At 56.4% G+C, this 12,446-nt stretch carries 15 protein-coding genes; 2 read left to right on the forward strand and 13 right to left on the reverse strand.

Features of this window, described 5'->3' with window-relative positions; genetic code table 11:
• Positions 1-151: 151 nt before the first annotated feature.
• Complete coding sequence (locus G8764_RS00975) at positions 152-775, reverse strand: dUTP diphosphatase (protein ID WP_166160988.1); 624 nt, start codon at positions 773-775, stop codon at positions 152-154.
• Positions 776-978: 203 nt separating this feature from the next.
• On the opposite strand from G8764_RS00975, the gene G8764_RS00980 reads away from it, so the two are divergent.
• Positions 979-1,500: a phosphatase PAP2 family protein gene (locus tag G8764_RS00980; protein ID WP_166160990.1), complete on the forward strand. Its 522-nt coding sequence runs from the start codon at positions 979-981 to the stop codon at positions 1,498-1,500.
• Complete coding sequence (locus G8764_RS00985; protein ID WP_166160992.1) at positions 1,497-2,582, forward strand: MJ1255/VC2487 family glycosyltransferase; 1,086 nt, start codon at positions 1,497-1,499, stop codon at positions 2,580-2,582. Before G8764_RS00980 ends, G8764_RS00985 begins: the two co-directional genes overlap by 4 nt.
• A gap of 43 nt (positions 2,583-2,625) precedes the next feature.
• Here the strand turns inward: G8764_RS00985 and G8764_RS00990 are convergent, their stop codons facing one another.
• The 12 genes from G8764_RS00990 to G8764_RS01045 all read right to left on the reverse strand — a co-directional run bounded on the left by G8764_RS00990 (position 2,626) and on the right by G8764_RS01045 (position 12,416).
• On the reverse strand, positions 2,626-3,399 hold the full coding sequence (locus G8764_RS00990) for a TatD family hydrolase (RefSeq protein WP_166160994.1): 774 nt from the start codon (positions 3,397-3,399) through the stop codon (positions 2,626-2,628).
• 167 nt (positions 3,400-3,566) lie between these two features.
• Positions 3,567-3,920: a PilZ domain-containing protein gene (locus G8764_RS00995; RefSeq protein WP_166160996.1), complete on the reverse strand. Its 354-nt coding sequence runs from the start codon at positions 3,918-3,920 to the stop codon at positions 3,567-3,569.
• 154 nt (positions 3,921-4,074) lie between these two features.
• Positions 4,075-5,082 carry a DNA polymerase III subunit delta' gene (locus G8764_RS01000; protein WP_166160998.1) on the reverse strand — a complete coding sequence of 336 codons (1,008 nt, stop codon included), beginning with the start codon at positions 5,080-5,082 and terminating at the stop codon, positions 4,075-4,077.
• Positions 5,083-5,212: 130 nt separating this feature from the next.
• Positions 5,213-5,848: a dTMP kinase gene (gene tmk / locus G8764_RS01005; RefSeq protein ID WP_207951620.1), complete on the reverse strand. Its 636-nt coding sequence runs from the start codon at positions 5,846-5,848 to the stop codon at positions 5,213-5,215.
• 121 nt (positions 5,849-5,969) lie between these two features.
• A complete protein-coding gene (gene mltG, locus G8764_RS01010; RefSeq protein ID WP_207951621.1) occupies positions 5,970-7,022 on the reverse strand; it encodes an endolytic transglycosylase MltG in 1,053 nt (350 codons plus the stop codon).
• Positions 7,006-7,842, reverse strand: coding sequence for an aminodeoxychorismate lyase (gene pabC / locus G8764_RS01015; RefSeq protein WP_166161000.1), 837 nt, complete (start codon positions 7,840-7,842; stop codon positions 7,006-7,008). The genes mltG and pabC overlap by 17 nt, the downstream gene beginning before the upstream one ends.
• A 49-nt stretch (positions 7,843-7,891) precedes the next feature.
• Complete coding sequence (fabF, locus tag G8764_RS01020; protein ID WP_166161002.1) at positions 7,892-9,130, reverse strand: beta-ketoacyl-ACP synthase II; 1,239 nt, start codon at positions 9,128-9,130, stop codon at positions 7,892-7,894.
• A gap of 251 nt (positions 9,131-9,381) precedes the next feature.
• Positions 9,382-9,618 carry an acyl carrier protein gene (acpP, locus tag G8764_RS01025; RefSeq protein ID WP_166161004.1) on the reverse strand — a complete coding sequence of 79 codons (237 nt, stop codon included), beginning with the start codon at positions 9,616-9,618 and terminating at the stop codon, positions 9,382-9,384.
• A 199-nt stretch (positions 9,619-9,817) separates the two neighbouring features.
• A complete protein-coding gene (fabG, locus tag G8764_RS01030) occupies positions 9,818-10,561 on the reverse strand; it encodes a 3-oxoacyl-ACP reductase FabG (RefSeq protein ID WP_166161006.1) in 744 nt (247 codons plus the stop codon).
• A gap of 43 nt (positions 10,562-10,604) precedes the next feature.
• Positions 10,605-11,546: an ACP S-malonyltransferase gene (gene fabD / locus G8764_RS01035; RefSeq protein ID WP_166161008.1), complete on the reverse strand. Its 942-nt coding sequence runs from the start codon at positions 11,544-11,546 to the stop codon at positions 10,605-10,607.
• Between the two features lie 114 nt (positions 11,547-11,660).
• Positions 11,661-11,843: a 50S ribosomal protein L32 gene (gene rpmF, locus G8764_RS01040; protein ID WP_166161010.1), complete on the reverse strand. Its 183-nt coding sequence runs from the start codon at positions 11,841-11,843 to the stop codon at positions 11,661-11,663.
• Positions 11,844-11,885: 42 nt separating this feature from the next.
• On the reverse strand, positions 11,886-12,416 hold the full coding sequence (locus G8764_RS01045) for a YceD family protein (protein ID WP_166161012.1): 531 nt from the start codon (positions 12,414-12,416) through the stop codon (positions 11,886-11,888).
• Positions 12,417-12,446 lie beyond the last annotated feature (30 nt).

A 12,446-nucleotide genomic window follows, 5' to 3' on the forward strand; every position in this document is an offset into this window, starting at 1 on the left:
CGTTTACGCTCAATTTAGAAGTTGTAGATGAAGGCCGGAAAGGCCCCATCAGGCGGTGCAACATTATATGGAAATAATGGCAAAATGCACTTAAAACATGGTCTTGGCGGGCAAAGAGGTGCCCTTCCAGCCTATTTAATCGGCACCCGCACTATCCCTGTGCACTCGCTGCATAACGCTGTACCAATGCCTGGTACAGCTCATCGCTGTAGCTGACACTGTTGCTGTCCAGCGAACGGGCTGCCAGCACCAGGTGTTCGTTGTCCTCAAGGCCGTCCCACACTTTCTGGTAGGTGCCATCCTGATAACCGTTGTCCTGGCGGAAGAAATTGAGCACGTTTTTACCCACGTAACCCCGATAGAGCTTGTCAAAGTCCATATCCATACCCGCCATCAGGCGACCAAAGGCCGGCACTGAAAAGTCCCGCGTGGTCAGCACCGCTGCCGCAAACGCCTCCAGGTCGAGGCGGAAGTCCGGCTGGTCGGTCTGGATAAGCAATTGATCGGCAATTTCCTCTGCCAATTGCGCGTGAGTCTTGCCGCTCTGCAACAGGATACTGAGGCCGAAGTGCCAGATATCAATCAACTCGAGCTGTACCTGCTCAATATCCGGGGTCTGCTTTTTCCACCATTTCCAACCGTAGTGATCGAGCAGCTCGGCACATTCGATCCAGATCGCGCGATACCAGGCAAAGCCCTGCTGGCGCCAGTCGGCGTTTACCTTGCTGTTAATGCCGTCTTGCAGATCGAGCATGATTTTCAGTTGTTGCTGCATAAATTCTCCGTGGTGGGTCGCAATCAAACGCGGCAGATGCTATCAAATATCAGCCCCTCGCACACCCTCCTCACCTCCCCAGCTGTCACAATTTAGTCACAATAACGCCACAATCCTGTCATTCGCCGATCATGAATTTGTCACATCAAAGCAATAACCTGTATTCGATACCTACAATCCAGGAACAATGAGGAGAACGAGCCATGAAACTCCTGCAAAACTTGCACAACTGTGACCTGTACACCTTTGACTGGTGCCTGCGGCGCCGCCACTTGCAACAGCTAACCCGCGCCAGCCGCGAGGTGTCGCGCACCGCCGACGGTCACCTCTACGCCATCGCCCTGCTGCTGTTACTGCTGTTCAAGCAGTATCAGTGGGCCTGGGTGGTGCTAACGGCCTTTGCGATTGAGCGGACCTGCTATTTCTTTATGAAAAGCCACTTTCGCCGCAACCGCCCGCCGGCGGCCATTCCAGGCTTCACCAGCATAGTGCAACCCAGTGACCAGTTCAGCTTTCCCTCCGGGCACAGTTCCGCGGCTTTTCTTTGCACCGCGCTCGCAGTGGCGGCGATACCAGCCCTGGGCTGGCTGCTCTACCCCTGGGCCGTCGCCGTCGCCATCTCCAGGGTTTTACTGGGGGTTCACTTCCCCACCGACACCCTGGCAGGAGCGGCTCTGGGCCACAGCGTCGCCAGTCTTGTGTTGCTCTATATGGGTGTGGCATGAGAATCTTTTACGGTGTGCAAGGCACCGGCAATGGCCACATCAGTCGCGCCCGAGCCATGGCAACACACCTGCAGAATGCCGCCAATATAGACACCCGCTTCCTGTTTAGCGGCCGCCCCCGCGACCAGTACTTCGACATGGAGATATTCGGCAACTGGCAGAGCAAGACCGGGCTCAGCTTCGTGACTGAGAGAGGTCGGGTCAATCCCGCCAAAACAATCATCCGCAACAAGCTGTGGCGCTTCTACCGGGATATCTGCGAGCTCGACCTGAGCCAATACGACCTGGTGTTATCGGATTTTGAACCGATTACCGCATGGGCCGCCCGGCGCCAGGGCATCCCCTGCATTACCCTCGGCCACCAGTATGCGTTTCGATACGACATTCCCCTCGAAGGTGACTCCTGGCTATCGCGCAGCATCATCAAATATTTTGCCCCGGGCAGCGAGTATCTGGGCCTGCACTGGCACCATTTCGGCCAGCCAATACTGCCGCCGATCATAGATCTCAGGGAGCGCTCCCTGCCAGTGAAAGACAACCAGGTGCTGGTTTACCTGGGATTTGAGGACCCGGCCGAAGTCATACCCCTTTTGCATAAATTTCCACAGCAGAAATTTGTCTACTACGGCGAATTCAGCGAGCGCAGAGACGAGCAAAATATCACCCTGTGTCCGCTCAGCGTCAAGGGTTTCAAGCATGAGCTGGCACAATCCAGGGGAGTGATCTGCAACGCCGGTTTCGAGCTGGCCAGCGAAGCCCTGCACCTCGGCAAGCGCCTGCTGGTAAAACCCCTGCACGGCCAGATGGAGCAGCTCTCCAACGCCCTGGCACTCACCAGCCTCAAGCTCGGCCAGCGCATGGAAAACCTGTCAGAAGCAGCGATCCGCGACTGGCTCGACTGCGCCGAGCAGCCGGATTGCCATTACCCTGACGTGGCTGCAGCCATCGTCAATTGGCTCCAGCAGAGTCAACGCTGCCCGGTCGCGGAGCTTGCCGGACGGCTCTGGGCAGAGGCGCGCGTGGCATCGGCAGGCCCGGCCGGCGACAACGATGTCCGGGTGCCGGTTGCCGCCGCCGGCTAATCGCCCCGGCGGTCTCCGCAGGGGGATTTGACAGGAAGTTACTTCAAGCCTTGCGGAACAGACGGTGGAAATTCTCCCCAGTCACTTCGCACAGCTGCTCGTAACTGATACCCCTGAGTTCGGCCACAAACTTCGCCACCTCGCGTACAAATGCGGGTTCATTGGGCTTGCCCCGAAACGGCACCGGCGCCAGGTAGGGCGAGTCGGTCTCTACCAGCAGCCGATCCAGCGGCAACTTGCGCGCCACATCGCGCAGCTCCTCGGCATTCTTGAAGGTGACAATACCGGAGAGCGACACGTAATAATTCATATCCAGGGCGGCTTTAGCCATCTCCCAACTCTCGGTAAAACAGTGCAGTACACCGGCGTTTTCCAGGCAGCCGTGCTCCCTGATCAAGCTCAATGTGTCTTCACGGGCGTCCCGAGTGTGTACGACAACCGGCAATTGAGCGCGACCGGCAGCCCGCAAATGAATGGCAAAACTCTCCTGCTGCACCGCCAGGTCATCCTTGCTGTAATAGTAATCGAGGCCGGTTTCGCCCAGCGCCACCACATCCGGATTCTCGCCCCAGGCCACCAACTGGTCTTCGGTGGCCAGTCCCGCCGCCACATCGAGGGGGTGAACCCCCACCGAGGCCCGTACATCCGGGTACTTTGCCGCCAGGTCTGTGACCCGCTGCCGGTTCTCCAGACTGATGCCAATACAGAGAAATTTCTCTACCCCGGCCAATCGCGCTGCCTGCAGGGCCTGGTCGAGGCTGCCGCCATATTTATCGAGTTTCAATCGATCCAGGTGGCAATGGGAATCTACCAGCATAGGTGCCTCTTGGTTATGCGTTACAAAAATTAAACAATACGAAAGTTAAACAGTACGACGGCCAAACAGTATAAAAGATAAGCAGCATACGACTGAGCGAGTTGTAACAAAAAAGGCCAGGGTAACTGGCCTATGGGTTTCCGGATGCCTGCTAAACGAGCAATTTGTCACATGGTATGAGTGGGCCGATCAGAGTCCAGTGAGCCGGCCAGGTAAGTCTCAATTTTTTTTGCGGCAGTGTCATCCTGATCGCTGAATTGTACTCCGACTCCGGCCGCGCGATTGCCCTGGGCGCCCTTGGGCGTCACCCAAACCACCTTGCCAGCCACCGGAATTTTTTCTGTTTCATCCATCAGGTTAAGGAGCATAAACACCTCGTCACCGAGACTGTAGGTCTTGCTGGTGGGAATAAACAGCCCACCGTGCTTAACGTAAGGCATATAGGCTGCATACAGCACTGCTTTATCCTTGATCGTCAGGGATAAAATACCGTTGCGCGCCGCTCCAGCTTTCGCTTGCATGTATCTGTTCTCGTGTTAATCAATTTGCCCCAGCTACCACCCGGGTGTCACCGGTAGCCGTGTACAAGGAAAAATAATTCAATAATCGCCAGCTGTCCAGCCCGCCGCCTCGCGCCCTGCCAGGCGACAACCGGTTAATCGCTGCCCTTGCTTCCTAAGCATAGCGTGATTGTCGCGCCAGCGCCTGCCAGTCTAACATCAATTCTTCCAGCAGCAGTTGCTTATTGGGGTTGGCGGCGCTCAGGGACTGGCGCTTTAAGCGCACCAGCTTGTCCCAAAAGCGATAGGCCACCGTGGCCGGCGTGGCCGCCAGCAAATTCACCAGTTGCGCATCCCGGCCAGCACTTGCCTCGCCGCCGCTGGCCTGCTGGCGAAAACCGCTCTGCAACCACTGCTGCATACTTTCGATCACTACCAGTGGCTCGCCGGAGGCCAGTTCGGCGGCCAGCGCCAGTGGCGACGCATTATGGGTGGCCACTCCCAGCAGGCCCTTTATAAGCGCCTCCTGCTTTACCAGCTTGTCCCCGTCAAGCAGCGCGAACGCCGCCAGCGGCGCCCCGGCAGCACACTTCAATAAATACTCCGGGTCCTGCCCCACCGCCAGCGGCGCCAGCCAGGCGAGACCGTCGTCGGTGGAGGGAATAGCAAACGGCAACAGCTGGCAGCGACTGCGAATCGTCGCCAGCACCCCGCTGGTCAAGTGCGACACCAGCAACAGCGTGGTATCACCCGAGGGTTCCTCCAGGCTCTTCAACAGCGCATTGGCAGAATTGGCATTCAGCCCCTCGGCCGGCTCTATCACAGCAACCTTGCGCCCACCCTGCTGGGCGGTCTTGCTGAGAAATTCGGTCAAGCTCCTGACCTGGTCGATCTTGATAACGCGACTGCCGTCCTCAGGTCGCAGCAGCAGCAGGTCCGGGTGGGTCCCCGACAAATTAAGATCGCAGCCTTTGCAGTGGCCGCAAGCGGCATTGTTCAGGGGCGACAGGCAGAGCAGATAACAGCCGAACGCCGAGGCCAGATGCAGCTTGCCCACACCTTTCGGCCCGGCCAGTAACAACGCGTGGGGCAAGCGGTTATCCGCATGTTGCTGACACAAGCGCCCCCACTGCTCACGCTGCCAGGCAAACGGGACCGCAAGCCGCGCCTTTTCACTTTCCATCTATTGTTCTCCACCCATCTTCAATACCGCTACGGCGCCAGTGCACGACCAAAACGCTGCCCTTTCCTTGCCCCTGCCCCTGCCCTTTTTCAGTGGCGGGCCAGAAGCAAAGACTTCAACCCCGGTTGAGCTAGAGCAAACCTTCAAGGATCGCCTCAATATCATCCTGCACCGCCGTCAGATTCTGGCCAGCATCCACCAATCGGTAACGCTCGGGTGCCGCTGCCGCCCGGGCGTGATAACCGGCCCGAACGCGCTGGAAAAAGGCCAGCTCCTCCGACTCAAACCGGTCCAGGTCAGCTCGCTCGCCAGCACGCTGCAAGCCGGCCTCTACCTCGATATCCAGCACCAGGGTCAAGTCGGGGCGCAACACGCCTTGCACCATATTTTCCAGCTGCTCGATGGTGTTCAACGGCAAGCCTCTGCCAGCGCCCTGGTAGGCATAGGTGGCATCGGTAAAGCGATCGCAGAGCACCCATTTGCCCGCCGCCAACGCCGGCCGGATCAGAGTATTGACGTGTTGTGCCCGCGCCGCAAACACCAACAACAGCTCGGCCGTTGCATCCACCGCCTCAGCGCGCTTTTGCAGTAACAGCTCGCGGATTTCCTCCGCCAGGGGGGTACCGCCCGGCTCCCGGGTAACCAGCAGCGGAATATTCCGGGCTTCCAGCCAGTCCTGGATAAATTGCCGATTGGTAGTCTTACCCACCCCTTCGGTACCCTCCAGGGTCAAAAACTTGCCTGGTTTAATCTGTTGACCGGACAAAAAACCTCCACCAGTTGTTGTAGGTATTGCTGTTACTGTTACAGGTGTTGCTACTTTAGATGTTACTGCTTTAGAAGTTGCTGCCAGGGCCCAACCCCAATCCGCACAGTGCCCGCTACTACTAGCGCACTGACGATCGATAATTTTCCGGCCGGCGCAGTTGAAACTCTCGCACCGCTTGCCGGTGCGCTTCCAGGGTGTCAGAGAACACGTGAGTACCGTCGCCCCGGGCGACAAAATACAGGCTGCTGCCCGGCGCCGGGTGCAGTGCCGCGTGAATCGACTGCCGCCCCGGCAAAGCAATAGGCGTCGGCGGCAAGCCGGCAATTATATAGGTATTGTAAGGCGTCTTTTGCCTCAAGTGCCGGCGGGTGATATTGCCCTGGTATTCCTCACCGAGCCCGTAGATAACGGTGGGGTCGGTCTGCAACCGCATGCGTTTTTCCAATCTGCGTACAAACACCCCGGCAATTTCGCCGCGCTCATGACCCGCACCTGTTTCCTTTTCGATGATGGATGCCATGATCAGGGCTTCATAGGGCGACTTGTAGGGCAGGCCTTCAGCTCGCTGCTGCCACTCCAACGCAAGCATTGCCCGCATGCGCCGATGGGCCCTCTCGATGAGAGACCAATCGCTGCTACCTTTTTCGTAGTGATAAGTATCGGGAAACAGCCAGCCTTCCAGGTTGCCATTGTCTACACCCAACCTGGTTGCCAGCAGTGTCGTATCCGTGCCCTGCAATGTTTTCACCACGCCATACTGCCGCTGCAACAACGCCACGGCCTCAGCGGCGGTAATGCCTTCTACCAGAGTTACGGAGTGCTGCTTCACTTTCCCGGCGTTGAACAATTCCAGTAGCTGCACCGGTGTCAGCCTGGCCGGCAAACTGTATTCACCCTGTTTTATGCGGCCCTGGTCGGCCAATCGCGCATAGGCTTTTACCAGCACCGGGTACTCGAGGCCAAAGTCTTGCTGGAATTTGCGCAGCACCCGATTGAGGGGTTCGCCGCGCTCAATTTCAAAAACAATCTCCACACCTGCCTCACCTGTCAGCTCCAGCTCCGTATGCAACCAGCGCCAGCTCGCCGCCGCAACCAGAACAGTGGCCGCGCCGACCAATGCCAGCAGCAGCCACAGGCACTTACTCAAAATAGATTTATTGGCCTTTTTCAAACCGGCTTTCCATCAGTGAACGCTGCAATTTTTGCATCGCGGGGGTAGCCTGGAAGCGCAGGTCACCGATTCGCTCAACAGGGATTATTCCGCGCACACTATTGCAACAAAACGCCCCACTGAAGCGGTCGAGCGAGGCCAGCGGAATCACCGCTTCGGCGGTGGCGACCTGATTGGCCGGCGCCAATTCGTCAATAATAAAGCCGCGCATCACCCCACTGACCCCGCACTCATTCAACAGCGGTGTTATCAATTTGCCACGCTGCTCAAAAAACACATTGCTGGAAGTCGTCTCGATAACGTTACCCTGGTTGTCGAGCACCAGTCCGTCACCAAAGCCCGCCGCGCTGCACTCCATTTGCAACATGATATTATCCAGTCGATTGAGGTGTTTAATGCCCGCGAGGTATGGGTTAGCTGGCAGCCGATAATCACAAACCCGCAATGCAATAGCGTCTTGCGCTGCCAGGTCACCGGCATACAAAGCAATAATCACGGTTGGGGAAGCGCCAGGATCGGGGCGATAACCGCGACCTCCGCCGCCGCGGGTAACAATCAACTTGGCGACAGTGCAGGTTTTCAGAGTCGCTGCCGGCACCGCCGCCAGCAGTTCACAAAGCCAGGTTTGCACCTGCTCAAGTGGCGGGGCAATACCCAGTCGCTGGCAGCCCCGGGTCAAACGCTGCTTATGGTAAGCCCAAAGCGGCAAGTCGCCAGCCACCAGGCGCATGGTTTCAAAAACCCCGTCGCCATAGGCCAGGCCGCGGTCCGAAACTGGCACCGCAGCCGCTACAACGCCGTTGACACTGCAAATAACCATGGGCTTATGCGGGCCACAGCGAGCAGCCGTAACCTGCCGCAGTCAAGCTTTAAACCTTGCGGAAAATCAGCGAACCGTTGGTACCACCGAAGCCGAAAGAATTACTTAAAACGGCATTAATGGGCATTTCCTGGGCCGTATGAGGCACCAGGTTGAGGTCGCAAATTTCCTCGGGGTTGTCCAGGTTAATGGTTGGCGGAGCTACCTGATCCCGAATCGCCAGCACACTGAAGATGGCTTCAACACTGCCGGCAGCACCCAACAGGTGACCAATCATGGATTTGGTGGAGCTCACTGCGACCTTGTCTGCGGCACTGCCCATTACCGACTTAACGGCTTTACACTCAGCGATGTCACCGGCTGGAGTGGACGTGCCGTGGGCGTTGATGTAATTGATGTCAGCGACATCGATCTGCGCATCCTTGATGGCGTTTTCCATGGACTGGGCCGCACCCTCGCCGTTTTCCGGCGGCGAAGTCATATGATAGGCGTCACCGCTCATACCAAAGCCGATCAATTCAGCGTAAATTTTCGCCCCGCGGGCCTTCGCCATTTCATACTCTTCCAGCACCACCACCCCGGCACCATCGCCGAGTACAAAACCGTCCCGGTCCTTGTCCCAGGGCCGACTGGCAGCCTGCGGGTCATCGTTGCGGGTCGACAGTGCTCGTGCCGCGGCAAAGCCGCCCAGGCCCACCGGTGTGCAGGCCATTTCCGCTCCGCCGGCCACCATGGCGTCTGCCTCGCCGTATTGAATCAGGCGCGCCGCCATACCGATATTGTGAGTACCTGTGGTACAGGCGGTAACGATAGAAATATTCGGGCCTTTGAAACCGTATTTGATACTCAGGTTGCCGGCGATCATATTGATGATCGCACCCGGTACGAAAAACGGGGATATGCGCCGCGGGCCCTTGCTGGCGATGGTTGCGGCACCAAACTCGATAGACCCTATGCCGCCGATACCAGCGCCTATGGCAGCGCCAATGCGAGGGGCGTTTTCCTCGGTGATTGGCAGGCCGGAATCTTCCATGGCCTGAATCCCGGCAACCATACCGTACTGGATAAAGAGATCCATTTTCCGGGCATCTTTGGCCGGCAACAGCGGTTCCGGATCGAAGCCTTTCAACGAAGCACTAAAGCGGGTGGTGAATGCCGAGGCATCGAAAGTGTCTATGGGGCAGGCACCACTCTTACCTGCCAATATGCCATCCCAGGTTGAGGTGACATCATTACCCAGTGGGGTAACCATACCCACACCTGTTATTACCACTCTACGGCGTGCCACGCGGCCTCCTTTTGGTTTGTCTCTTCTGTTCTAGTGCAATACTGGTACGATTTTTGGCCAGCCACTAAACGGCTCAACTCCAATCGCACCTTGGTACCTGGCATAATAGCCTTTTTTGCCAATCGTTATCCGGTTTAAACACCACATAGACAGAAAAGCCGCCCTATTTTTCAATAGCGCGGCTTTCAGGACGATACGTGTTCAACAAGTATCAATTGGCTCAATCGAAGCCACTACTGCTATTCCGGCGGTTAGTCCAGATTAGAGTTTACGTAATCGATTGCCAGCTGAACGGTAGTGATTTTTTCCGCTTCGTCATCAGGAATTTCAGTTTCGAACTCCTCTTCCAAAGCCATAACCAGCTCAACTGTGTCCAGTGAGTCAGCGCCAAGATCTTCAACGAAAGAGGCTTCGTTTTTCACTTCTTCTTCTTTAACGCCCAGTTGCTCAGCAACGATTTTTTTAACGCGCTCTTCAATGCTGCTCATAGTGGTTTTCAACTCCTAATTGATATCAATGGTTAGCCCTGAGCCTTGTCCCCAAACCCGTGTTCCAAAATCTTGGGAACCAGCTCTATTAGTGGGTTACGGCCAACTCGAAGGCGCATTCTACATAGAATTTCCCGAGTTGTAACGTAACGATTAAAAAATTCTTTCACGCCAAACGACTGCACTTTCGTGACAGACATCAGGCCATATACATACCGCCATTCACATGGATGGTATCACCAGTGATGTAGCCACCGGCATCACCTGCCAGAAATGCCACCACAGCAGCAATCTCTTCCGGCCGCCCCAACCTGCCAAGGGATATCTGCGACAGCATCAATTGCTTCTGCTCCTCCGACAGCTCCTTGGTCATATCGGTATCGATAAACCCGGGCGCTACGGTGTTGACGGTGATACCCCGCGAACCGACTTCTTTCGCCAGGGCGCGGGCAAAACCGCCGACGCCGGCTTTGGTGGCTGCGTAATTCGACTGCCCGGCATTACCCATAGAGCCCACTACGGAGCTGATATTGATAATGCGCCCCCAGCGAGCCTTCATCATGCCGCGCAGACAGGCCTTGCTGAGACGGTAAACCGCACTCAGATTGGTATTGATGACGTCAAACCACTCCTCGTCGCTCATCCGCATCAACAGGTTATCCTTGGTGATACCGGCATTATTCACCAATATGGCCGGCGCGCCAAACTCGGCCTGAATATCTTTTAACAATGCAGCTACTGAATCTGCATCATTGACGTTCAACATCTTACCGCAGCCCTTGATGCCTTTCTCGGCAAAGCGGGCGGATATCTTCTCGGCACCGGCTTCGCTGGTCGCGGTACCGATAACCGTTGCACCTGACTCACCGAGCTGATCTGCAATAGCCGCGCCAATTCCACGGCTGGCCCCGGTCACCAATGCGACCTTGTCTTTTACGCTCATACTCCAAAACTCCCTATCAATGGATTGAGTTTACTGATTACCACTACTGTGCTGCGGCGATGGCGGCATCAAACTCCGCCAGGCTCTCGGTAGCAAAGGCATTGAGGCTGCGATCAATACGCTTGCACAGCCCCGACAACACTTTACCAGGACCACATTCAATAACCTGGGTAATGCCGGCTGCCGCCAGCGCTTTGGTGCAATCCACCCACAGTACCGGGGTGTATATCTGCTCGATCATCAGCTCCTTGATTGTTTCCGCACTGGCCTCGGTTTGTGCATTAACATTGTGCACAACGGGCACTTCCGGTGCCGAAAATGCCGTCGCCTTTATCTGCTCCGCCAGCTGATCGGCGGCAGGACGCATCAGTTCTGTATGGAAAGGCGCGCTGACCGGCAGCGGCAAGGCACGCTTGGCGCCAGCTTCCTTGCACTTGTCTATTGCTCTCTCCACAGCACCGGCATGACCGGCAATAACCACCTGGCCGGGCGAATTAAAGTTAACCGCCGCCACCACTTCAGACTCCGCCGCCGCCGCACAGGCCGCTTTAATAACATCGTCATCCAGGCCCATAATTGCCGCCATCGCGCCGGTACCCTTCGGCACCGCTTGCTGCATATACTTGCCGCGCAATTGCACCAGCTTGACCGCGTCCTCAAAGCCAACCACGCCCGCCGCGACCAATGCCGACCACTCACCCAAACTGTGGCCGGCCATCAGCGCCGGCTGCGGGGCTCCCTTCTGCTGCCAGGCACGCCAGATCGCAATGCTGGCGGTCAACAACATGGGCTGGGTTCGCTCAGTCAAGTTCAACTCTTCCTGCGGGCCATTTTGTACCAGTGCCCAAAGGTCGTAACCCAGCACGCCGGATGCCGCGGCAAATGTTTCTTCTACCACGGGGTAGGAACCAGCCAATTCCGCAAGCATGCCAACTTTTTGAGAACCTTGCCCGGGGAATACGAATGCAAGCTGATTATTTTTCATAATTCTTTTCACTCTGTAGTTTGTAAGGACGAAGTTTGCTGCGACCTAACGCAGAACGGGGACTGTTAAGTCCCCGTTCCTGAAAAAATACGGTCACCGAAAGTGACTCGTATCTTAGTCGTCTGCGCCAGTATCGACCACTTTCCGGCCTTTATAAAAGCCGTCAGCGGTGACGTGGTGACGAAGGTGTTTTTCACCAGTTGTTGGATCTGTAGAAAGAGTAGGTCCAGACAGGGCATCGTGTGAACGACGCATACCGCGCTTGGAACGAGTCTTTTTACTTTTTTGAACAGCCATCTTGCACTCCTATTACTCAAAGTCCGCCAGAACCGGGGCGCCTCAGGATTTCGGCGAGCCCTTTAATTGCTCCAGCACTTGAAACGGGTTAGCGGAATTGGTCGATTCTTCGACCTCCTCCCCAAAGCTGGTTTGCGCTATACAGTCCTCGGGGTGATAGGACGCCATAGGCAAACTCAACAGTAATTCATCTTCAATAATTGTATAAAGATCAGCCTGGCCTTCACCGAGGATCAATGGATCCAGGGTTTTCGGCAACTGCCTGGCACCATCTTCATCCCAGACGATTGCCAGCTTCAGCGTGGCACTGACCGGCACATCGACCGGCTCCAGACAGCGCTGGCAGGTAACCTTTAATACACAATCAGCTGACCCGCTTATAATTCGATGCCTTTCCTCATCGACTATAAACTCCAGAACCACCCGCACTCCGGAGGAGTCGTCGAGCACCAGAGCAGAGACTCTCTGCAGCTCGGACAGCTTCACTTCACCACTCAAATTCAAGCCCTGTTGGGCAAATTTACGCGGATCTATCAGACGCGGTAGAATCGGGTTGGTAGCTGATCTTGACATAAGCGCGCAATTCTATGGATAGAGACCTTG

Source organism: Pseudomaricurvus alcaniphilus (assembly GCF_011440395.1).
Classification (GTDB): Bacteria; Pseudomonadota; Gammaproteobacteria; order Pseudomonadales; family Cellvibrionaceae; genus Pseudomaricurvus; species Pseudomaricurvus alcaniphilus.